Source organism: Butyrivibrio sp. LB2008 (assembly GCF_000621565.1).
Lineage (GTDB): Bacteria > Bacillota > Clostridia > Lachnospirales > Lachnospiraceae > Butyrivibrio.
In genome coordinates this window covers 17,626-40,946 of the sequence record NZ_JHXZ01000016.1, presented here as the reverse complement: position 1 = coordinate 40,946, position 23,321 = coordinate 17,626, and the positions used below count along the sequence as shown (strand labels likewise).

17 protein-coding genes are annotated in these 23,321 nt (G+C 41.5%); all 17 read left to right on the top strand.

The features are described from left to right. Window positions 1-12: 12 nt before the first annotated feature. The 17 genes from T356_RS0105825 (at window position 13) to T356_RS0105745 (ending at window position 23,321) form a co-directional block, all read left to right on the top strand. The gene (locus T356_RS0105825; RefSeq protein ID WP_026513677.1) at window positions 13-1,083 is read left to right on the top strand and encodes a hypothetical protein; all 1,071 of its coding nucleotides are present in this window, start codon (window positions 13-15) and stop codon (window positions 1,081-1,083) included. Window positions 1,084-1,099: 16 nt separating this feature from the next. Beyond that, the gene (locus T356_RS0105820; RefSeq protein ID WP_026513676.1) at window positions 1,100-2,566 is read left to right on the top strand and encodes a DUF6056 family protein; all 1,467 of its coding nucleotides are present in this window, start codon (window positions 1,100-1,102) and stop codon (window positions 2,564-2,566) included. 7 nt (window positions 2,567-2,573) lie between these two features. Next, complete coding sequence (locus T356_RS18555; protein ID WP_035780542.1) at window positions 2,574-3,995, top strand: hypothetical protein; 1,422 nt, start codon at window positions 2,574-2,576, stop codon at window positions 3,993-3,995. After that, window positions 3,996-4,361 (top strand): hypothetical protein, encoded by a 366-nt coding sequence (locus T356_RS0105810; RefSeq protein WP_026513675.1) that lies wholly within the window; start codon window positions 3,996-3,998, stop codon window positions 4,359-4,361. Next, the gene (locus tag T356_RS0105805; RefSeq protein ID WP_026513674.1) at window positions 4,354-4,692 is read left to right on the top strand and encodes a hypothetical protein; all 339 of its coding nucleotides are present in this window, start codon (window positions 4,354-4,356) and stop codon (window positions 4,690-4,692) included. Before T356_RS0105810 ends, T356_RS0105805 begins: the two co-directional genes overlap by 8 nt. Before the next feature lie 28 nt (window positions 4,693-4,720). Further along, on the top strand, window positions 4,721-6,274 hold the full coding sequence (locus T356_RS0105800) for a hypothetical protein (RefSeq protein ID WP_026513673.1): 1,554 nt from the start codon (window positions 4,721-4,723) through the stop codon (window positions 6,272-6,274). Between the two features lie 188 nt (window positions 6,275-6,462). Next, entirely contained in the window at window positions 6,463-9,996 is a 3,534-nt protein-coding gene (locus tag T356_RS20210; protein ID WP_051563192.1) for a GH25 family lysozyme, read from the top strand. Between the two features lie 24 nt (window positions 9,997-10,020). Continuing rightward, window positions 10,021-11,529 carry a hypothetical protein gene (locus T356_RS0105790; protein WP_026513672.1) on the top strand — a complete coding sequence of 503 codons (1,509 nt, stop codon included), beginning with the start codon at window positions 10,021-10,023 and terminating at the stop codon, window positions 11,527-11,529. Between the two features lie 19 nt (window positions 11,530-11,548). Continuing rightward, the gene (gene rfbB, locus T356_RS0105785) at window positions 11,549-12,634 is read left to right on the top strand and encodes a dTDP-glucose 4,6-dehydratase (protein WP_026513671.1); all 1,086 of its coding nucleotides are present in this window, start codon (window positions 11,549-11,551) and stop codon (window positions 12,632-12,634) included. A gap of 15 nt (window positions 12,635-12,649) precedes the next feature. Further along, on the top strand, window positions 12,650-13,519 hold the full coding sequence (gene rfbA, locus T356_RS0105780; RefSeq protein ID WP_026513670.1) for a glucose-1-phosphate thymidylyltransferase RfbA: 870 nt from the start codon (window positions 12,650-12,652) through the stop codon (window positions 13,517-13,519). 21 nt (window positions 13,520-13,540) lie between these two features. Further along, the gene (locus tag T356_RS0105775) at window positions 13,541-13,993 is read left to right on the top strand and encodes a hypothetical protein (RefSeq protein WP_026513669.1); all 453 of its coding nucleotides are present in this window, start codon (window positions 13,541-13,543) and stop codon (window positions 13,991-13,993) included. 16 nt (window positions 13,994-14,009) lie between these two features. Beyond that, a complete protein-coding gene (rfbC, locus tag T356_RS0105770) occupies window positions 14,010-14,555 on the top strand; it encodes a dTDP-4-dehydrorhamnose 3,5-epimerase (protein ID WP_026513668.1) in 546 nt (181 codons plus the stop codon). Next, window positions 14,552-15,592 (top strand): ABC transporter permease, encoded by a 1,041-nt coding sequence (locus T356_RS0105765; RefSeq protein ID WP_242846567.1) that lies wholly within the window; start codon window positions 14,552-14,554, stop codon window positions 15,590-15,592. The genes rfbC and T356_RS0105765 overlap by 4 nt, the downstream gene beginning before the upstream one ends. 20 nt (window positions 15,593-15,612) lie before the next feature. Continuing rightward, window positions 15,613-16,953 (top strand): ABC transporter ATP-binding protein, encoded by a 1,341-nt coding sequence (locus tag T356_RS0105760; protein ID WP_026513666.1) that lies wholly within the window; start codon window positions 15,613-15,615, stop codon window positions 16,951-16,953. After that, window positions 16,937-19,099 carry a class I SAM-dependent methyltransferase gene (locus tag T356_RS20770; protein ID WP_081777757.1) on the top strand — a complete coding sequence of 721 codons (2,163 nt, stop codon included), beginning with the start codon at window positions 16,937-16,939 and terminating at the stop codon, window positions 19,097-19,099. Before T356_RS0105760 ends, T356_RS20770 begins: the two co-directional genes overlap by 17 nt. 9 nt (window positions 19,100-19,108) lie before the next feature. Then, window positions 19,109-21,220, top strand: a complete 2,112-nt coding sequence (locus tag T356_RS0105750; RefSeq protein ID WP_026513665.1) for a glycosyltransferase — start codon at window positions 19,109-19,111, stop codon at window positions 21,218-21,220. A gap of 40 nt (window positions 21,221-21,260) precedes the next feature. Beyond that, entirely contained in the window at window positions 21,261-23,321 is a 2,061-nt protein-coding gene (locus T356_RS0105745) for a glycosyltransferase family 2 protein (RefSeq protein ID WP_026513664.1), read from the top strand.

Below are 23,321 nucleotides of genomic sequence, written 5' to 3'. Positions count from 1 at the left end.
GGGAAGATTGGTATGAAAAGGTATAAAAAATATTTTTTTATCTTAATAAGTTTGATATTGATCGTGTTTATTGCCTGCGGGGCTCTGGTCGTATATGTGGATCCTTTTTTTCATTATCATGCACCTGTGGCGGGATTTCCGTATATTGTTGACAATCAGCTGAGTCAGAATCCGGGAATGGCAAAGAATATGATTTATGACGGATGTATCATAGGATCTTCGATGACGGTTAATTTTGATACCGACGATTTCAAGGAGATAATGGGGACCGATACGGTTAAGCTCAGTTACAGCGGGGCGTATCCGAAAGATGATTACAACATTCTGTCGATCGTTTTTGATAAGAATACCTATGCGAGAAAGCAAAAACCTGTAAAACAGGTATATCTGGCGGTAGATATTCCTACAATGGCCGCAGATCCTGCTACGACGAAGTATCCGCTTCCCATGCATCTGTATGACAAGAATGTCATAAATGATGTCAAGTATCTCATAAATAAGGATGTTTTGTTTGAATATATTTTCAGGCCTGCGATACAAGGGAAAGGATCCGATCTTTCGGAAATCTATTTCAGCTGGTGGACGCCCGAGTATTACAATACGCAGTGGGTTATGCACAACTATGAACAGCCGGAAGAAAATCCCGTGGAGACGGAAAAAGACGCTCTGATCGAAGCTACGGAAGTTAATCTATCCGAGAATATCCTGCCTTTTGTTGAGGAGAATCCGGACACCGAGTTTTATTTCTTTTTCCCGCCGTACAGTATCTTGTACTGGAACAATGTTATGAGGGAGAATACTTTTGAGGCAACGATGGAACAGTACAGATATGTTGCTGAGAGACTTCTTCAATATGACAATGCAAGGGTTTTTTATTTCCAGACGATGGAAGAAACACTTGATCTTGATAATTACGCGGATTATTCACATTATAAACCCGCAATTAACAAATTTATGGTAGAATGCTTTAAAGACGGAAAATATGAAATAAGATCCGTCGAAGAAATGGAAGATGGATTATCGACAGTTAGAAAAATGGTTGCAGACTATGATTTTGCAGAACTTTTTTCAAAAGAATGGTAAGGAAGAACATTGACATATGAAGCACGAGAGATTGCAAAAAGTAATTGAGTGGGGAATCGGGATTATATCATTTTTAGTGATTGTACTTATGGTTGGAACAATCGTCAGAGTGTCCATGTATGCTGTGCCGGTATCGGATGATTATTGGTATGCAAGAACAGGAATAGGAGTTAAAGGGCTGTGGAATCGTTTTGTTGTCGCATGTGATTTTTCGCGTGAGATATATGAACATCATCAGGGTACCTATTTTACTTCATTTTTTGGATCTTTTTTTAATCCTGTAATCAGCGGCGGATTTACAGCGCTTCGTATCACGATGATGGTGAATGCGATCCTTATTTTGGGATCGGTACTGTTTTTGACAGGTGTTTTTGTGCGAGGTGCCGCAAAAGTCGGAGCGCATGTATACCTGTTTATAATGGCTATCGCGGTATTCCCGCTTACGGTATATGATGCGTTTCAGGAAATATACTATTGGTATGTCGGCGCATCGGTATACGGATTTCCTGTAGCATTCGGCATTATTTCACTCGGGCTCTTTATTGTTTATAATTGTAATAAAGAAGTTGCACTCACCGGAAGAGAGCCGGCTGTGGGAGCTGCTATTTTCGGAGTATTTGCGGTCGGTGCATCTCTTGCCATAACGGGAACATATATGTATCTCCTTCTGGGTATAGTTATATATTTTGTGATCAAGAGAAAGAAAATTGAAAAAGATAATGTGATCATATTTTTGATTTGCCTTGCGGGAGCTTTAGCCAATGCACTTGCACCGGGGAATTTTTCAAGACAGGATCTTGAAAGCAGCAGTACTCTTGATATTAAGGCAGGAGTGGCCCATACTTTGGGATACTATCAATATGGGTTAAAATGGCTGTTTCTTGATAAAAACTTTTTTGTCCTGTTTGTCTGCCTTATAGCAGTGGGATATCTGATCTATGATAAGATCAAGCTTCACAAAAAGGCATGGGGCGTTTCGGTGATAATGCTTTTGGTGACTCCGCTTGTTACAGTGTTCCCGGTAGTTTTGGGGTACGGAGTCGGATGGATTCCGAACAGATGCTTTTTTGTCATGACGGTTGCGCTGACTCTGGCGCTTGACAATCTTGCGCTGTTTGTGGGATGGCTTATCGGAAGGATGCTTAAAGGACATAAGAGGATGTCTGTTCTTACAGTTCTTTCTGCAATAATATTTGTAAGTTTTATAGCAACAACATATTCTCCGAGAGAATACTGTATTGCTAAATTGAATAAGCAGTTGTATGACGGCGAATTCCAGAAGAATTACGCCGATACCAAAGAACTTATCGAGAGTTTTGCCGACAAGAAGGGGCAGGATGTTGAAGTTGACGTTCCAACCGAGCCGGAATCGATAAGAAACTTCTATACATTCTTTTTACCTGATGATCCGGACAATGTGATAAATAAGGATGTGGCAAGGGCGTACGGTTTAAACTCTATAGTTAATATAAGAGAGGAATGATATTTGTATGGGAAGGAAAAGAAATAACAGAGAAGAATTTGATATATACAGTGATGATGATTTTGATATTCTTTCTGATGACGATATGGAAGAATATGAAAATGATGATGACTTTAGGGATGCTGAAGACTTCGAGGATGATCTGAGCTATGAAGATTACGACGAGGATAATGAAATGGGATTTGAAGAAGATTACGAGGATGACTATCGTGCAGACAGAGGCGGAAGGCGTGACGGTTTGCAGAGAAGTTACAGAAATGACAGGCGCGGTGATTCTGTAAGGGACTACGATGAAGACGACCGCTATGATGATTATTCGAGGGATTATGAAGACGATGAGCATGATGATTTCGTAGATCTCGATGAAGACAGCAGACGCGTAAGTAAGCGCTCTAAGAAACGTTACAGAGACGATGACTATGATGACAATTATGAGGATGATGACGAATATGAAGGAAAAACAAAAATTCCCCGTTGGGCTCATTTTGTTGTGATCGGTATCATTGCTCTTGTGATCCTGTTTTTTGTGCTTAAACTTGCAAAGTGGAATTCCAGCAGTTTTGAACTTGAGGAATCGGATGAAAAGAATCTTGAGTATGAGCTTGCGGATATTCCCAATTATCTTTCTGACGAGCAGCTTGCAATGCCGGCTCATCAGGATGGCAAAGAGACAATTCTTTTCCTCGGAAACGATGCGATCACCTATGACAAGGGAGAGACCGGAGTTGTAGAGCAGATTGCAAAAGAAACAGGTGCTACATGTATAAACGCAGGATTTCCAGGATCAACCATTGCACGTAAGGCTGCTTCTTACAGCAGTGATTTCCCGATGGACGGTTTTTGCTTTGCCAGTGTTGTTCAGGCAATCACAAGCGGAGATTATGCGGTCCTTCACGATGCTGCGGGGCATATGTCCGATTCTGCATATGAAAGCAGTATATCAACACTTGAAAAGGTTGATTTTAATAATATTGATACCATCGTTGTTGATTACAACGCTCAGGACTATTTGGACGGCAGAATCGGAATGAATCCCGATGATCCGAAAGATGAGGTAACTTATAAGGGCGCTCTTTCATCGGGAATAGCCCAGATTCAGGAGACATATCCTCATATCAGGATCGTGTGCATGACTCTTACATATTGCTTTGCCTATAATTCAGAGGGAAAGACAATGAAAGGTCGTGACTACGACGGCGGAAACGGTGTTGTTGTTGATTATTATCAGTATATGATCGATGCATGTTCAGCGGCCCCTCACAGCGGAGTAAGTGTTATAGACAATTACTACGGAACCATCACGGATGAAAACAGCCAGGATATGCTTCTTGATAATGTCCATGTAAATGCGGATTGTAATAAATATATTGCCAAGCATTTCGCTGAATTCTACGCAAAAGTGCTGTCGATTGAAAAAGGGGAAGGATAAATGAAGGAAAACAGCATAGTTAAATATTTGCAGTTGCAGGGGGCTGTTATTGTTTATTCTCTTTCCACCGTTGCTGCCAATTGCGCATCCAAGTACGATTTTCTGTCATTTGGATGGATGGGCTTTTTTGCTCTTGAATTTGTGGCTTTGGCAATCTATGCGGTTATCTGGCAGCAGGTAATTAAGAAGTTCCAGCTTTCGGTGGCATATGCCAATAAGGCTATCACTCTTATGTGGTCAATGCTCTGGAATTTTATTATTTTTTCGAACGGGATCACACCGAAAAAGGTGATAGGTGTAATGATCGTCATTGCGGGAGTGATTGTTATGAACAGCTCTGACAAGGAGGGAAAAGAAATTGAATAAGTTTTTCTTTTTGATGATCCTTGCGGAGTTTATAGCTTCTTCTTCTCAGATGCTTCTTAAAAAGAGTGCTGAAAAGAGTTATGCATCGGTTATAAAAGAGTATCTGAACGTATTTGTTATTGCGGGATATTCACTTCTGCTTGTATCTATGGTAATATCAATTTTCTGTTATGACGGACTTGGCTATATGGGCACGGTTGTCATGGAGCCCATAAGCTATGTCATAGTAATGTTCATGGCAAGAGCTTTTTTCAAGGAAAAGCTCACAGCAAGGAAACTAATCGGCATGGGCCTTATTGTTTGCGGCATTGCCGTGTTCCATTTGTCTTGAATCCGACCGGTGAATTGTGAGGAAAATTGTGACTGAAAACAAAGATATTTATAAGATCATTGAACGTGTGCTTTTATGCGTTCTTATAATATTTGTGCTTGGATTTGTTTGGATCTATGCGGATGCTGATATCAATCACTATACTGTGAAGATGAATTCCGATATAGCTTCCGAGACGCTTGTCGGTATCTCAATTTATGAAAACGGCTATACGCTTCCGGATACGTGGTGCGGATCGACTCACAAATATATTATTTCGACACCGAATCTTGAGGCGCTTTTGTATCCTGTGACGGGATATAATATGAATCTTGCAATGGGCATATCGTGTGCTGTGATGATGATAGCGCTTGTTGGAGTTATGATCCTTTATTTCAGGCAGATAGGGCTTCGCGGTGCTGAGATATTTGTGGCGGCAGGACTTGCGCTTTCGCTTATGAAGTGTGGTGAAGACATCCATAATATGATGTATCTCTATGCGGAGTATTATGTAAGCCACCTTATAACATTGTTTATTATTATGATGTTATACAACAGCTGCCTTAAGAAGAATAAAGTTTCCGTTCCGATAATTGTTTTTACGGTTGTTCTTGCCGTTATTAACGGACTTCAGGGAATGCATGCATGTCTTTTTTGCTATGCACCGCTACTTGGAACTGAGATCCTGAGAAGATTTGTTTTATTTATAAAAAAGAAAAAGCAGGACAATTTCTTTATTCTCGGATGGGTATTCGGACTTTTTGCGATATCTTTTCTTGCGACAAAGTTTTCGGGAGGATACGGACTTGGTGCAAGCAGGAATATAAGACATGCAGGAGAGAAGTTTGTAGAGATAGTACTTCCTTTTTTGCTTGAAGTCATTAGCTTTGACACTGCGCCTGTTCTTGCGATACTTTTCTGTGTGCTGGCGGTTTGCGGTTATGTGATGACCGCGATTTCTCTGATAAAAAGAAATGATGATGAAGATGACAGGGCCGGATTTAACAGATACAGCCTGTTTACGATGCTGTTTGGCGTTATAATCTGCGTTCTTTCATCAACTTTTACTACGTCCGAAGCGGCGCCGAGATATTATCTCATGCTGGTATTTGTTGTGGCGGTCGGAACTGCTGCATTTATGAACAGATTTGATAAGAAGTACACCATGTGGATTGCGGTACCTGTCATTGTATATATGAGTATTAAGGGTATGTATTTCTATGACGATCTGATTAAGAGCGATAATACAAAAGAGTATGGCGGATATCTTGCCAGTGAGTGGATGAGTGAGAGAGGCTATGAATACGGCTACTCAACTTTTGACCATGCAAATATGATAACTGTACTCAGCAATAATAAAGTAAAGATAAGGCCTGTTAATTCTATGGAGGAAATGCAGGGGGCCAAGTGGCTTTCCGACAAGAATTGGTATCCGCCTGTCAAGGACGCGGCGGGAGCTACGTGCTATATTGTGTCGAAAGCGCTTGAACAGGACTTTGAGAAGTTTATTGAAAGGGAGAATCCTGTAATAGAAGATACGGGAAATGCCGGAGACTACACAATATATGTTCTTGATAAGGACTATACTGTGTGGGTTGATTAAAGGGAACCTATTTGATCATGCTAACCGGAATTTAATAAGTATACGTAATATAGGAAGGAAATAACCGAATGATAACAAAAAGTTGTTATTATATTTCGGAGATGTTAAAATGCTATATATGGTATAGGGGGTTATCGAGGGAGGATATATTTAGTTACGGAATTTGATTGATCGTACGAGGAGTGTATATGAAAAAGATAACTAAGCGAGGATTATTTCTCGGCCGCAAGGCTTCTAGTGACAGAAAAAAACGAGACTACAGGGAATACGAAGAATACGACAGAGATTATGACGATCGTGATACCGGAAGATATGACGACTATGATGATTACGATGATAATCGTGATTATGATGATCGCCGCTATGATATGGAATATGAAGTCTATGATGATAATCGCGGGTATAGGGATGATCGTGATTATGATGATTACGATTATGATCGCGACTACGAAGATAACAACCGTGATTACGTGGATGATCGCAAATACGGCGATATAGACGTCGAGTACGATAATAATTATAAAGAAGATGATTATGATAGGGATTATGCTGACGATGATCGTGACTATGTAGACGGAGACGACTACGGACACGGTTATGCCGATGATGATCGCTATTATTCAGGTGCTGCCCATAATTATGACGATAACGCAGGGGAGCGCGATTACAGAGATGAAAGTCAGTATGATTCCTATGATTATGACAGGGATTATGCTGATGATGACAGAGAATATGCAGAAGATGCCAATCGGTTCGAAGATGAAGATCTTCAGAAAACATTTGGCGGTGACAATGAATATGACAACAGATATATAGATGATGATTATGAGTATGACGGCGGATTCGATGACAGATATGATGATGAAGAATATGGCCGTGGATACAAGGCATCGATAAAGGGCGGCTACAGATCCGGTAAATATTCCGGCAAAAAGCATCCCAGACGCAGAGCGGAAGATGACTATGATGAAGGGCCGGGAGCTGTATTTGCAAGATTGGGAAAAGCTTTGAAGAATACGACTGCTGTTGAGCGTATAGCGGCAGCTGTTGCAGTTGTCATTATTTCAGGTGCTATTGTGACAGGAGTGTTCTATTCCAAAGCAATAGGCAAGAATAATGAGATCAGTGCATTTGCGGATGTCGGATCTACGATCGGTGATGTCCAGATTGTCGGACAGAGCGGACTTGTTGCGGTCGCTGATGCTGAAAAAGCAAAGGTGATGACTGCAGAGATCATTGACGAAGCAAAGACAGAGGCAACCGAAGAGGAAGAGAAGAAAGAAGAGGAAGAAGTAAAGGGCGGTAAAGTTAATGTCAATCTTTCTTCTATCAAGAGTGATCTTAAGATCAAGTTTGTGGGAAGCAATAAAAAGCTTGTCGCAAAAGTTCCTTTTAAGGTAACTGTTGAGACTCCCGACGGATCTACAGTAGATTATGAAGATGATGACAGAGACGGAATCATCTATAAAAAAGATATGAAGGCCGGAACATATAAGGTTACTCCCAAAGAGCTTCCTTCCGACTTCTCTCAGTACACTCTTGATACATCAACAAAGACAGTTACCGTTAAAGATAAGGTTGAGATGAAGGCTGTTGATGTCAGCGATGAGGTAAAGAAAGAATCACAGGTTAATGTCGCAAAAGAAGATACAGCTGTAAAGAATGTTGTGGAATCTACACTTAAAGATACCGTTGAGTATGTAGAGAGTGAGAAGATCCCGCTTGACGGCAGCGATACTGACGGATCGGGAACATATAAAGAGATCAATAAGTCTGATATCCCAAATCCTATGTCACAGTCTTCGATAATTGATTTTGCGAACTTTAGGACGGTTGCGCTGTTTGCAACGGATAAGCCGCTGACTGATGAAAATAACAGTTCACCGGAGGATCCTGCCAATACAGCAACTACCGTTGATAAATCAAACGATGATGAAGCAGCAAAAGAAGCTTCTAAGAAGGCTGAAGAAGAGCGACAGGAAAAAGAAAGACAAGAAAAAGAAGAAAAAGAGAAAAAAGAAAAAGCGGAAAAAGAGAAACAGGAAGCAGATGCGGCTGCAAAAGAGGCTTCAAGACAGGCTGAGGAAGCAAAGAAGGCTGAAGAAGCCAAAAAGGCCGAAGAAGCAAAGAAGGCCGAGGAAGCCGAGAAAGCAGAAATTGAGAAAAACGGAAGCGTTCCTGTAAAAGAGACTTCGATCACACTTGCGGTCGGAGATACAAAGACAATTGACTTTAAGGTTGATACATTAGGTTCTATCAGAACAAGCGCAAATAACAGTAATGTTAAGGTGGATGGTCTGAAGATTACCGGTGTAAGTGCCGGAACATCTGAGGTTACCGTTACAGCAGCCAAGTATAAGGAAGCTAAGATTACAGTTACGGTTACCGCCAAGAAGGAACTTAAGATAAAGGCTGATAAATTCGATAAGACTGTAAATGAAACAATCGCAGCTGCAGATTATCTTGATACTAATGCAGCAGATTGCAAGTTCACAAGTGACAATACCAAGGTCGCAACTGTAGCAAGTAACGGTGATATTAAGCTTGTTGCAAAGGGAACTGCAAAGATCACTATCACAGCTTACAATCAGAGCAAAATTGTTACTGTTACTGTTAAGGATGCACCTGCAAAGGATCTTCCCATTAAGTTCAAGAAGGTTACACTTGTTGAAGAAGAGAAGGTTAGCATCGGAATTAATGCCAATGATTATCCGGGACTTAAGGGTACTTCAAAAGACGGTTCTGTAGCAGGCGTTTCAGGAACCGATATTCAGGGTAAGAAGGGTGGAAAGACAACTACAGTTACATTTACGGCGACAGGTTACAATGCATTTGAGATTCAGGTTACTGTAGTAGGCAAGAAAGAACTTCTTAAACTTGCCGACGGAACTCAGGTTTATATAAAGGGATCTGACGGAAAGTTCAGAGAAGCTACATACGCTGATTATTACAACAAAGAAAAATTCTACCTTTTACAGAAGGGCGAAGGAAATTACAAATACAAAGGCTGGCAGACAATAGGCGGAAAGACCTACTATTACAATAAGAACTGCGAGTATGTAACAGGTGAGCAGGTTATCCAGGGTGCCAAGTATGTATTTGGAAGCGACGGAGTTCTTTCTACTTCTTCAGGATCAAGAGGAATTGACGTAAGTAAGTGGAACGGCTCAATTGACTGGAAGGCTGTTAAGAACGAAGGAATTGATTTCGTTATTATCAGATGCGGATACAGAGGATCATCGGCAGGAGCTCTTATTGAGGATCCTACTTTCAGAACAAACATCAAGGGAGCTCAGGCAGCAGGCCTTAAAGTCGGTGTGTATTTCTTTACACAGGCTGTAAATGAGGCTGAGGCTGTTGAAGAGGCTTCAATGGTAATTGAACTGTGCAAGGGCTACAGCATCTCATGTCCCGTATACCTCGATGTTGAGGGAAGTAACGGACGAGGCGACAGCATAAGCGCAGCTCAGAGAACAGCAAATATCAAAGCATTCTGCGGAACAATTCAGAATGCAGGATATAAGGCAGGTGTATATGCAAATAAGACTTGGTTTACAAGTAAGATCAATACACCACAGCTTACAAATTATAAGATCTGGCTTGCACAGTATGCGGCAAGTCCGACTTATACAGCTACCAGATATGATATGTGGCAGCATACATCAAAGGGAAGAGTTTCAGGTATTTCCGGAAACGTTGACCTTAACACATTATACAGATGATGACTGTGAATATAGGTACAATATATGAGCAACAGTTACAAGGACAAAGGATTGGAATCTTTTAAGATTCTGTCCTTTGTTTTGCCTTTTATTTTCTATATTGGGATTGCGGCTTTGGACGGCCCGGTGTGGTGCGTGGATTCCCAGAGTTATGTAAGCATGGATTTTTCAAGGGAACCGGTTTACCCACTCTTTTTGGCACTTATCAGAAAGATATTTGAGATTTTCAATTTTTCGGGTGAGTTTCATGAGCAGCCCTCGTATCTTTTCTGTGCGGTGATAATTCAAAGCCTCTTGTGGGTATATGCCTCTTGGAGACTTGGAAATGAGGTCCGAAATGTTGCAAGCAGGTATCTCAAAGCGGGCAGTGCGCTGTTTTTGGGGTATGCCGGAGTGCTGTCACAGATGGCTGTCGCATCACTTAACAGGTTTGCGGCAAAGAGAGGTTCAATGTACTCTGAGTGCATAATGACTGAATCTCTTGCGATTCCTCTTTTTGTGATCTTTACTATAGAGCTTTGGAATCTGCACAGGGTATATTTGAGAAATACTCTGATGAGGGTGTTCCTGCTTGGGATTCTGATCGCAAGTATAAGAAAACAGATGCTTATTTGCCTTATCTTGTGGGGATTTTCGGCGTTTGTGATTTATCTTTTTATAAACAGACAGGAAGGGATACATAAGCTTTTTATAACAGTACTTATGATATTCGCGGCGCTTGTGTGTATCACCGGACTCGACAGGATATACAATTCGGCGATGCGCGGAAGATTCGTTGAACATATAGGAAACAGCAAAGGTGGCCTCGATACGGTATTATATACGGCAAGAAGTGAGGACGCGGAGCTGTTTAAGGATTATGAGGGATTTCCCGATCTTGATGCTCTGTATACCGATATTTACGAGACTTGCAAAGAGCAGCAGCTTACGATAGATTTTGCGCCGGGATATGAAAATGGCGAGGATTCCAATGTATTTAACTCGGACTGGCCGGCAATGGCTTCTCATTATGCTGAGAGCTATGATGTAATAGGTTTTGATATTGTTCAGGTTAAGTGTGATGCTTATGTTGCGGAACATTTTCCGGATCTTGAGCTTTGTGATGCTCAGCTTAAAGAGGATCAGATTGAAGGAATTCTTTTAAAGGGGCTTCTGAAAAATGCCTTTGACAGAATACGAAAGGGCGAGGGCAGACCGATAATATATGTGTTTACGGCAAATGTTCTCAAAGCGTTTGTAATATCCGTAGCAAATATAAGTCCCAGAGTTCTTATTATGATAGCGCTCTTTATGTATACATTGTTTTTGACATCGTTTGTTTTATTGTTTTTGAGCAGTGTGTTTGGAAATTGGGGGAACGAGAAGAATGTGAAGGATGATTTCCTTCTCTTTGCGTTTCTTACGCTTTCAGGCATTGCAATAAATTCTGTGGTTACGGGCTCCATGATCTTTCCACAGCCGAGATATATGTGCTATGGCATGGGACTCTTCTACTTAGCACTGACTTGTGATATAATAGCCACGAAAAAATGAAAAGGAAAGGTTTACTTTTATGAAAACATATCTTGTAACGGGAGGCGCCGGATTTATCGGTTCCAATTATATTCATTACATGTTTAAAAAGTACAATGACGAAATTCGCATCATAAATGTTGATGCACTTACATACGCGGGAAATCTTGAGAATCTTAAGGATGTCGAATCTCGTGACAATTATACTTTTATCAAGGCAAATATTTGTGACAGAGATGCCATCAACAAGATCTTTGAAGAAAATGACATAGACAGAGTTGTTCATTTTGCGGCAGAGAGTCATGTTGACAGATCTATCGTAAATCCCGAGATCTTCGTTGAGACAAACGTACTCGGAACAGCAACTATGCTCAATGCGGCTAAGAAGGCATGGGAACTTCCCGACGGAACATTCAAAGAGGGTAAGAAGTTCCTTCATGTTTCAACTGATGAAGTATACGGTTCACTCGATGACGATCCGAATGCTTACTTCTATGAGACAACACCTTACGATCCGCACAGCCCTTATTCAGCAAGTAAGGCAAGTTCAGATATGCTTGTAAAAGCTTATATGGATACATATAAGTTCCCTGCAAACATCACTAACTGTTCAAATAACTACGGACCTTATCAGTTCCCTGAGAAGCTCATTCCTCTTGTGATCAACAATGCACTTGCAGGTAAGGATCTTCCCGTGTACGGTGACGGTAAGAATGTTCGTGACTGGCTCTTTGTTGAAGATCATGCAAAGGCAATCGACATGGTACAGGAGAAGGGAAGACTCTTCGAGACATACAATGTCGGCGGACACAATGAGAAGCAGAATATCGAAATCGTTAAGACTATTATCGATGTTCTCAGAGAAGAGCTTGATGACAGTGATCCCAGAAAAGAGAAGCTCAGCTATGACCTTATTAAGTATGTAACAGACAGAAAAGGTCATGACAGAAGATATGCGATCGCTCCCGACAAGATCAAGAAAGAGATCGGTTGGGAACCTGAGACTATGTTCAAAGAGGGTATCAGAAAGACCATCAAGTGGTATTTCGAAAACCACGACTGGATGGAGCATGTTACAAGCGGTGACTACGAGAAATACTATACAAAGATGTATTCCGGAAGATAAAAGAGGAGATTTAAAATGAAGGGTATAATTTTAGCGGGCGGCTCAGGAACAAGACTTTATCCGCTTACAAGAGCTATTTCAAAGCAGATAATGCCTGTTTATGATAAGCCGATGATCTACTATCCGCTTTCTACTCTTATGCTTGCAGGTATAAGAGAGGTTCTTATAATATCAACTCCAAGAGATCTTCCTATTTTCGAGGATCTGTTCGGAACAGGTGAGCAGCTTGGAATGAAATTCAGCTATGCTGTTCAGGATCAGCCAAGGGGCCTTGCCGATGCATTTATCATCGGTGCGGATTTTATCGGCGGAGATTCTGTTGCACTTGTTCTTGGAGATAATATTTTCTACGGACAGAGTTTTTCGAAATTGCTTCGTGAAGTAGCATCAAGAGAAAAGGGTGCCACTATTTTCGGATATTATGTAAGAGATCCCAGAGCATACGGCGTTGTCGAGTTTGATGAAAACGGAAAGGCTATCAGCATCGAAGAGAAGCCTGAGAATCCTAAGAGCAACTATGCTGTTCCGGGACTTTACTTCTATGACAATCAGGTAGTTGATATTGCAAAGAATGTTAAGCCCTCTGCAAGAGGCGAGATTGAGATCACAAGCATAAACAATGAGTATCTCAGGCGAGGAGAACTTCGTGTTGAGACAATGGGAAGAGGATTTGCATGGCTTGATACGGGAAATCACGACTCACTTCTTGATGCCGCTGATTTCGTCTGCGCATTCCAGAAGAGACAGGGACTTTATGTTTCATGTATTGAGGAGATTGCTTATAAGCGCGGTTTCATTAACAAGGAACAGCTTCTTAAGCTTGCAGAGCCTCTTATGAAGACTGATTACGGCAAATACCTGGTTGAGGTTGCAAACGGACTTTAATGTCCAAGACAGAGGTTTCGGATGGACTATAAGGTATTCAGAAAGGCGGTACTTGCTATTGCCAGTGCGCTAATTTTGGTGCTGGTCATAGTCTATGCTACCAATGCAGACAAAATAAATGCAATTTTCGGTAGAGGAGGAGCTTCCGACTCGGGAGCTTCTGCCTCGACCTTATCAAGTGGTGTTATAAGTGCTTTCGGAGAACAGATTGGCGATAACACGCAGGGCTTTTTGTATGACGACAGCTTTTTTGACGAAAACGAAGAGATTCCTTCAGCCGTTGTCATAAAGAAGAGCGAAAACGGCAATGATGAGAGTTCTGCCGACGGTTCCTCCGAAGAAACCGTAAAAGATAAGAATGATAAAGACGATAAGTCGGGAGAAGCTGTCTTTGGAGAGCTGGAGAATCCCGAAGAATTAGAAGATATATATAATGAGTATATAGAACCTGCATCAATTGTAGGATCGTATTAATTTTTGGAGAGAGACAATGGGTAAGATTAGCGTTGAAACATGTGAAATTGAGGGGCTTAAGGTTATAACTCCGACTGTATTCGGAGATGCCAGAGGATATTTTGTTGAGACATATAACAAGAATGATTTTGTTGAAGCCGGAATAGATGTTGAATTTGTTCAGGACAATCAGTCTGCAAGCAAGCAGGGAGTTTTGAGAGGACTACATTTCCAGAAGAATTTTCCTCAGGATAAGCTTGTACGTTGCATAAACGGTGAAGTATTTGATGTTGCCGTTGATCTTAGAAAAGATTCCGCTACTTTTGGAAAGTGGTTCGGAGTTGTTTTATCTGCGGAGAACAAGAAACAGTTCTTTATTCCCAAGGGATTTGCACATGGATTCTATGTGCTTTCCGAGTATGCTGAATTTGCTTATAAATGCTCTGATTTCTATCATCCGAATGATGAGGGCGGACTTATATGGAACGATCCTGATATTGGAGTAGAATGGCCTCTTATTGATGGTGTAGAATTAAACCTTTCCGAAAAAGATACTAAGTGGGGAGGAATAAAAGAGTTTTGAATAAAAGAATGAAAATCAGAAAACCCCCCAAGAAAATTTTCTTGGGCGTTTTCTATGTATTGGCGCTTGCATTGGCGCTTATACTTGTGTTACATCAGAACCCTTATGCAGATCAACTTTCAGAGATAAGAAAAAAGGTATCAGGATGTATTTTACTGGGCGCTCTCTGTATTTTGGTCACTTTGTGGTATGAAAAACTGACAGTGCTTCCTGTTGAGCTTTTCCAGAACAGGAAACTTATAAAGAGACTTGCGGTCAACGACTTTAAAAAGAGATATGCAGGTTCGGCCATGGGAATAGTCTGGGCATTTGCTCAGCCTGTTGTTACCGTTGCGCTGTATTATGTTGTGTTTGGGTGGTTGTTTAATCCGGACAGAGGCGTGGAAGAAAGCGTCAGAGGAGCCGTTACTGCAGGCGTGAAAGTGCCACAGGTTCTTTTTTTGACAGCAGGACTTGTTCCGTGGTTCTTTTTCAGTGAGGCGCTTACAAACGGAACAACATCTCTTCTAGAATATAACTATCTTGTTAAAAAGGTGCTTTTTAAAATAAGTATTCTTCCCATTATCAAGATAATCGCTGCCATGTTTATGCATGTTTTCTTTTTGAGCGTATTACTTATAATGGCTTGCGGTCTTCAATATTATCCCAGTATTTATTGGATTCAGATTCCGTACTACATGGCATGTGAGTTTATCCTTGTTCTTTCGATAAGCTATTTTACAAGTGCGATAGTGGTTTTTTTCAGAGATCTTTTGCAGATAATAAATATCGGACTTCAGGTCTTTATGTGGGGAACACCGATTCTCTGGAATATGGATGATATTCCGTTCATTCGTGACAATCACTTACAGTGGTTTTTTAAGCTCAATCCTATGACGATCATTGTCGAAGGATTCAGAAATTCCATTTACGGGCACACGTGGTTCTATGAAGATTTTTATTCTTCCACATACTTCTGGCTTGTTGTACTTGCATTGTTCTGCTTCGGAGCGGTTACTTTCAAGAGACTTAAACCTCATTTTGCGGACGTATTGTAAAGGATGACACGGAGAGATACATGAAGAAAGACGTAGCTATTGAGGTAAAGAACCTCAGTAAAGTATATAAATTGTATGAAAAGCCCATGGACAGGGTCAAGGATTCGTTTGGCCTTGCGGGAGATAAAGTGTTCAAGAAGCATATTGCTCTTAACAACGTAAATCTCACGGTTAAAAAAGGTGAGACTGTTGGAATAATCGGAACCAACGGATCGGGAAAATCAACAATCCTTAAGATTATTACCGGCGTACTTACACCTACATCGGGCGAAGTTAATGTAGACGGCCATATATCGGCTCTTTTGGAGCTCGGTGCAGGTTTTAACATGGAATATAACGGAATAGACAATATCTACTTGAACGGTATGATGATCGGCTTTTCCGAAGAAGAAATAGAGAAAAAAATGGACGCAATCCTTGAATTTGCTGACATAGGCGATTATGTTTATCAGCCTGTAAAAACATATTCAAGCGGTATGTTTGTGCGACTTGCCTTTGCGGTTGCCATTAACATCGATCCGGAGATACTTATAGTTGATGAGGCGCTTTCTGTAGGAGACGTATTCTTCCAGGCTAAGTGCTATCATAAATTTGAAGAGTTTAAGGAACAGGGAAAGACAATTCTCTTTGTTTCACATGATCTTTCCAGTATCAGCAAATACTGTGACAGAGCGGTTCTTCTTAACAAAGGTGTTCTTCTCGGAGAGGGAACGCCAAAGAAGATGATAGATATCTACAAGCAGGTTCTTGTGGGACAATATCCTCTTCCAAGCAGCGATACAAGTAATCTGCTTGATGATGAGGATATCAGAAAGGCTGCGGAAGAAGCTGATAAGAAAGCAGATGCCAAGGCTTCGAATAAAAAGGATGAGAAGCCAAAGGATGCTTCGCTCAATCCCGATGCTCTTGAGTACGGAGACGGAGCGGCAACCATAACAAATTATTATGTTACCGATTCAAAGGGGATAAGATCTGCTTCGATCATTAAAGGAACAGAATTTACCATTCACATGGAAGTTGAGTTTAATGAGGATATTGCGGCACCCATATTTGCATTTACCTTCAAGAATATTTTGGGTATTGAGATAACGGGTACCAACTCCATGGTTGAGAAAGCTTTTTTGGAACCTGTAAAGAAGGGCGATAAGAAGGAAATAACATTTACCCAGAAGATGTCTCTGCAGGGAGGAGAATATCTTTTAAGTTTCGGGGTTACAGGTTTTGAACAGAACGATTTTACAGTTTACCACAGATTGTATGATGTTCTTAATATCACGGTTGTTTCGGACAAGAACACGGTCGGATATTATGACATGGACACAACATGTAAAGTGAGAGATATAGATGCAGGAACAGATTAAGATTGGCAATGTCACACTTAATTTCAAACATTACTCGGGGGTCGATCTGTACAGTGACGGTGCTGTAGAGAACGATCTTCTTGATATTGTTAAAAATCATAAAAAAGAAGAATATCCCGAGATCATAGAGAAGAAGGCAAGCTGGCCGATTCTCTATCACCTTTCCGAGCAGAGAGCCAATATAGTTGAGTGGATTCCTATGGATCCCAATGCCAAGGTTCTTGAAGTCGGTTCGGGCTGCGGTGCTATAACGGGCATGCTTGCCAAGAAAGCGGCAAAGGTTGTTTCGTGCGATCTTTCAAGGAGAAGATCTGAGATCAATGCCTACAGGAACAGAGAATGCGGAAACGTTACTATACACGTGGGAAACTTCAGGGATGTTGAGCCGGATCTTGATAAGGATTTTGATTATATCTTCCTTATCGGCGTATTTGAGTACGGTCAGGGGTATATCGGAACGGATAACCCTTATGAGAAGTTTTTGAGGATGCTCAACAGACACCTTAAAAAGGGCGGAAGAATTGTCATCGCCATAGAGAACCGTCTCGGACTCAAGTATTTTGCAGGTTGTTCGGAAGACCATCTCGGAACATATTTTAAGGGAATCGAAGGCTATACCGCTGACAGCGTTGCCAAGACTTTTACCAGAAACGGACTTATAAATATATTTAAAAAGTGCGGAATGAATGATTATCATTTCTATTATCCGTACCCGGATTACAAGCTTATGACAATGATCCACTCCGATTCTTATTTCCCTAAGTTCGGAGAGCTTCAGGACAATGTCAGAAACTTTGACAGGGACAGAATGGTTCTCTTTAATGAGAAACATGCTTACGAGGATCTTGTTAAAGACGGAATGTATCCGGATTTTGCCAATTCTTTTGAAGTAATATTGGGACCCGGATTTGATACCGTATACAGTAAATACAGTAATGACAGGGTTGATGAGTTCAAGATAAGAACAGATATTGCGATAAGCAGATCGGGAAGAAAGATCATTAAGAAGTTTCCTCTTACAGAGGCTGCAAGAGAGCATGTCTACGGCCTCAGAGATGCATATTTGGGACTTCAGGAGAAGTTCAGAGGCGGTGATTTTGAGATAAATGACTGTCAGATAGATGAGACAGAAGGATGTGCGATCTTTTCTTTTGTAAACGGAGTCCCGCTTGCATCGCTTCTTGACCAGTGTATTGACAGAGATGACATGGATGCCTTTAATGCTCTGATAAATGAGTATATTAAGAGGCTTAATTATAAGACGGATTATCCCGTATCGGATTACGATCTTATCTTTTCCAACATAATGGTAAACGGCCCTATCTGGACTATAATCGATTATGAGTGGACCTACGGAAAGTGCATTCCGCCAAAGGAACAGGTATGGAGAGCGCTTTACTGTTACAGGCTTGAAGACAGAAAGAGGGAGAAGTTCGATCCGAAAGCTGTCTATGAGAGACTTGGTTTAAAAGAAAAGGAAATTAAGGTTCTTCTTGATGAAGAATATGCTTTCCAGAAATATGTCACGGGAAACAGAAAGTCTCTTGTGGAGATATGGAAAGATATAGGAAGAAAGGTAATTGTTCCCAAGGAACTTTCTAAGGGGGCAGATGCCGCAAGGGCTGCTGACTGCGTTCAGGTATATTTTGACGAGGGAGCGGGCTACTCGGAGGATGATTCGATCTTCCCCGAGGAACAGTATGATGACAATAATATTATCGAACTTGATATTCTTGTTGATTCGAGATGCAAAGTGTTAAGGCTCGATCCTGCATTTGCGCCTTGCATGGTTACAGTTATCGAGGCCGGGTGGAACGGACAATCGATTGAGGACGGTTCGGCGGATATAACACTCAAGCCGGTTAACGGTGAGTGGATCACGGATGATTCGTTTATGTTTAATACGGACGATCCGAATATTGAGTTTGATCTTACGTCAAGCGGGCTTAGTATAAAGGAGAAAAATCACCTCACGGTGAAGCTTCTTACTACGATGGTTCCTAAAAATGCAGCTGATGCGATTATTAATTCCATTGATGTTTCACAGGCAAATCCTGAGCCGAAGGAAAAAGTGGGGATAATAAAGAAAATCGGAAGGAAGATCGTTGAAAAGCGTGAGGCACGCTACTACAGAGACGAGGAGTAAAAACGGGGAATGCTTAAGGGGTTAGTTAAAAATACTCTTGTAAGAAAGAGAATAACTAAATATAACAAGATGGTAAGTGCCAAGGCGTCAGCTTATGATAAATGGCAGAAGAATATCGATAAAAGCCCTGTTATTGAAGCGGAGGCGCCCGTTAAGTATGAGACCGGAGAAAACGGAGAGCTTATTCCTCATAAGCTTCCCGAACCAAAGATAAAGGTTGTTCCATATGCAAAGGTATGGGAAGTAACAGATGCCAAGAACGATGACAATGTGGTATATGTTTTTGCAAGTCCCAAGGGAAAACTGACAAAGAGAGCAACTGAAGTTATAAAGCAGTATTTTATTGCTCATCCGGAGCACAATGTGGTTTACGGAGATGAGGATGAAGTCGGAAACGGCGGAAAATATATCCATCCTTTCTTTAAACCCGACTGGTCTCCCGATTCGTACCTTAATGCATTTTATATAGGCAGTTTTTTTGCATGCAGATCCAAGACGGTTCATGCTGCGATCCCGGAATATGACAATGCTGTCAAGATGCTGGGCGGAACCGCAAATAAGAAAAATTCACCTGAGCAGGTAGGACTTGAAGCATCGCTTCTTTCTGCCGATGTTCTCTTTTGCATGTTGGCTATACATGAAAGAGCATTTGCAAAGAGAACCGGAATGGAGCTTCCGATAGGTCATATCAGGGAAGTTTTGTATCACAGAAATGCGGGGCAGGATGTTTTTTACGGAAGGAGCTTCCATAACTCAAGACATATGCTGTTAAAGCCCGTTACGGTGAGCATTATCATTCCTTCAAAAGATCATCCCGAGATTTTTCAGCAGTGTCTGAATTCGATAATCGAGACGACAAAGGATGCGGGAATAACTTATGACATTACTGTCATAGATAACGGAAGTTCGGCGTCAAACAGGGTAAAGTACGGTGTGTATGCATCGAGAGCGCCAAGAAAGAACGGACTTACCAAAATAAATTATTTATATAAGCTTCAGGATTTTAACTTCTCGGCTATGTGTAATCAGGGTGCGAGAAGTTCGACCGGTGAATATCTTCTTTTCCTCAATGATGATATTGAGGCGGTAAAAGAGGGATGGATGACGGAGCTTATTTCCCAGGCTCAGCTTAAGCATGTGGGCGCTGTTGGAGCAAAGCTTATTTATCCAAAGACAGATCTTATTCAGCATGCGGGAATAGCAAATGTCAGAAGAGGCCCCGTGCACAAGCTCAGTAAGATGCATGACAATAAGAGTCATTATTTTGGCTATAACAGAGGAATACATAACATGATTGGTGTAACTGCGGCCTGTCTTCTTATCAGTAGACGCAAGTTCAACGATGTGGGAGGTTTCCCTGAGGAATTAAAAGTTGCCTTCAATGATGTGGATTTCTGTTACAGCATTTTTGAAAAAGGTTATTACAACGTTTGTTGTAACCATACATATCTTTTGCATCATGAGTCTCTTACAAGGGGACTTGATAACCTTGATCCGAAGAAAATGGACAGACTTGCGGCAGAGGGTGAAACTCTGATGAGAAGACATTCTCATTTGTATAACAAGGATCCTTTTTACAGTCCGCATCTTACTGAGGATGAGACAATATCTGCGATCATTCCGAAGGAAGACTATACGCCTGTTGAGGATATTCCTTATATACCGCCTGTTCTTCATGAGAAGGGCATCAAGGGGGCAAGAGAGGATCAGTGCCTCAGAGTCGGATGTGAGTACAATGCATCTATGGATAACTGGCTCTACGGCGTGAACACGGCTGAGAACCTCGAGGGATATTATCTCAAGGGATACAGTTTCGTGATAGGATCTGACAATGCCATTTATGACAAGAAGCTTCTTTTGAGGCTTGTTGAGAGATATGAGGACGGAGCGGGACCGGTCGGACCTGAGGTGTACAGTTTTACTCCATATATTTGGTACAGACCGGATATCAGGGTAAGGCTCCAGGATCAGGTGAATGTCGATCTTACGGGATATAAAGTTAAGATCAAAAAGGGGGAATTAAAGCCCGGATTTTATCAGATCGGTATGCTTGCGATAGACAGAACGAGCAGACTTAAGCTTATTAACTGGGTACCCAATATCCTGCATGTAAAAAATTGATCTCGTAGAAATAAATGTGAAGAATTGATTGGAAGTTTTTATGTCAGAAAAAGATTTTGATTTTAAAGCAGCATATGAAAAAGAAAAATTAAAGAGCGCCGATCTTGCATCAAGGATTGCAGAGCTTGAAGATAAGAACAGCGAGCTTGAATTTAAGCTTTCAAGGATAAAGAACAATCCTATCTGGAAGGCAAGTACGCCTGCCAGAAATGCGATGCACTTTACCATAAGGCAGATCGACAGGGTGAGAAATCAGGGCTCTGTAAAGGGAGTTATCGCCAAGATAAAGTACAAGCAGATAGAAAAAAAGGCAATGGCTCATTACGGAACGGAGAGCTTTCCGACTCCCGAAGTAAGAAAAGAGCAGGAAGAGACTGTTTTTGAGAAAGCGCCTTTGATCTCTATACTGGTGCCTCTTTATAACACACCTGAGAAGTTCTTAAGAGACATGATCGAGTCTGTTCTTGTGCAGACTTATTCAAACTGGCAGCTGTGCCTTGCGGACGGTTCCGACAGTGAGCATGTGGAGCTTGTATCTCAGATAGTAAAAGGTTATATGACCGATGCGAGAGCTTTGGACAAGGACGGAAATTGCAGGATCTCTTACGAGAAGCTTGAAAAGAACGAAGGTATATCCGGCAATACCAATCACTGCCTTGAACTTGCAAAGGGTGAGTATATAGGTCTTTTCGATCACGATGACATACTTCATCCGGAAGTTCTCTATTGGTATGTTAAGGCTATAAATGAGGAAAATGCAGATTATATCTATTGTGATGAGACAACCTTTAAGGGTGATGACATCAATAAGATGATAACCATGCACTTTAAGCCCGATTATGCTATTGATAATCTCAGGGCGAACAATTATATCTGTCATTTCAGTGTGTTTAAGAGAAGCCTCCTAGAGGGAACAGAGCTTTTCAGAACAAAGTTTGACGGAAGCCAGGACCACGATATGATCCTGAGACTTACCGACAAGGCTGAGCATATCGTGCATATTCCAAAGCTTCTTTACTACTGGAGATCTCATGCGGGAAGCGTTGCATCGGATATAAGCGCAAAGCCCTATGCGATAGAAGCTGCAAAGGGAGCGGTGGCAGATCATTTGAGGCGCCACGGCTACGATCACTTTAAGATTACGAGCACCAGAGCTTTTGAGACTATTTTTAAAATAAGTTATGAAGTTGTGGGAACACCTAAGGTAAGTATAGTTATTCCCAACTGCGAGCACGCAGAGGACCTTAGAAGGTGTATTGATTCGATATATGAGAAGTCCGTCTATGATAACTATGAGATAATAGTTGTCGAGAACGGAAGTAAGGGCTCTGAGATAAAGGGCTACTATGATGAACTTAAGTCGGGTGCGCTCAAGGATATTGTCAAGGTTGTAGATTTCTACGAGGACAAGAGCAACTTAAATCCCGACGGTTCGAGACCTAAATTCAATTATTCCAAGGTTGTAAACTACGGTGTGAAAGCGTCGGACGGAGAGTATATCATTCTCCTTAACAACGACACCAAGGTTATAACCGTCAACTGGATAGAAGAACTTTTGATGTACGCTCAGAGAGCGGATGTTGGCGCGGTAGGCGGTAAGCTCTACTTCCCTGACAGAAAGATACAGCATGCAGGTGTTGTTCTTAAGCTTGGAGCACACAGAACAGCGGGACATTCACATTACGGACAGGCGGGTATGAACCTCGGATACATGGGCAGGCTTTGCTACGCTCAGGATGTAAGTGCCGTAACGGGAGCATGTCTTATGATATCGCGAAATAAGTACGATGAAGTCGGCGGACTTGACGAGACTTTCGAAGTAAGCTTGAACGATGTTGATTTTTGCCTTAAACTCAGAGAAAAAGGGTATCTGAACGTGTTTACACCTTTTGCTGAGATGTTTCATTATGAGTCTCTTTCAAGAGGTCTTGATCTCGAGGGAGAGAATGCGAAACGTTACGAAGAGGAGTCGGAGCGTTTCAGGACAAAGTGGAAGGAAGTTCTTGATAAAGGGGATCCATACTACAATCCGAACTTTAGTCTGGACAGAAGCGATTATAGTCTGAATGTAGAGGGGTATTCGAGTTTAAGGGATCAATAA

What these genes read in the sequence shown, in the direction of transcription:
- T356_RS0105790 (WP_026513672.1), top strand. Translation starts at nt 10,021, where the DNA reads ATGAGCAACAGTTACAAGGACAAAGGATTGGAATCTTTTAAGATTCTG.
- rfbC (WP_026513668.1), top strand. Translation starts at nt 14,010, where the DNA reads ATGGGTAAGATTAGCGTTGAAACATGTGAAATTGAGGGGCTTAAGGTT.
- T356_RS0105820 (WP_026513676.1), top strand. Translation starts at nt 1,100, where the DNA reads ATGAAGCACGAGAGATTGCAAAAAGTAATTGAGTGGGGAATCGGGATT.
- T356_RS0105745 (WP_026513664.1), top strand. Translation starts at nt 21,261, where the DNA reads ATGTCAGAAAAAGATTTTGATTTTAAAGCAGCATATGAAAAAGAAAAA.
- T356_RS0105775 (WP_026513669.1), top strand. Translation starts at nt 13,541, where the DNA reads ATGGACTATAAGGTATTCAGAAAGGCGGTACTTGCTATTGCCAGTGCG.
- T356_RS18555 (WP_035780542.1), top strand. Translation starts at nt 2,574, where the DNA reads ATGGGAAGGAAAAGAAATAACAGAGAAGAATTTGATATATACAGTGAT.
- T356_RS20210 (WP_051563192.1), top strand. Translation starts at nt 6,463, where the DNA reads ATGAAAAAGATAACTAAGCGAGGATTATTTCTCGGCCGCAAGGCTTCT.
- T356_RS20770 (WP_081777757.1), top strand. Translation starts at nt 16,937, where the DNA reads ATGCAGGAACAGATTAAGATTGGCAATGTCACACTTAATTTCAAACAT.
- T356_RS0105810 (WP_026513675.1), top strand. Translation starts at nt 3,996, where the DNA reads ATGAAGGAAAACAGCATAGTTAAATATTTGCAGTTGCAGGGGGCTGTT.
- rfbB (WP_026513671.1), top strand. Translation starts at nt 11,549, where the DNA reads ATGAAAACATATCTTGTAACGGGAGGCGCCGGATTTATCGGTTCCAAT.
- T356_RS0105825 (WP_026513677.1), top strand. Translation starts at nt 13, where the DNA reads ATGAAAAGGTATAAAAAATATTTTTTTATCTTAATAAGTTTGATATTG.
- T356_RS0105760 (WP_026513666.1), top strand. Translation starts at nt 15,613, where the DNA reads ATGAAGAAAGACGTAGCTATTGAGGTAAAGAACCTCAGTAAAGTATAT.
- T356_RS0105750 (WP_026513665.1), top strand. Translation starts at nt 19,109, where the DNA reads ATGCTTAAGGGGTTAGTTAAAAATACTCTTGTAAGAAAGAGAATAACT.
- rfbA (WP_026513670.1), top strand. Translation starts at nt 12,650, where the DNA reads ATGAAGGGTATAATTTTAGCGGGCGGCTCAGGAACAAGACTTTATCCG.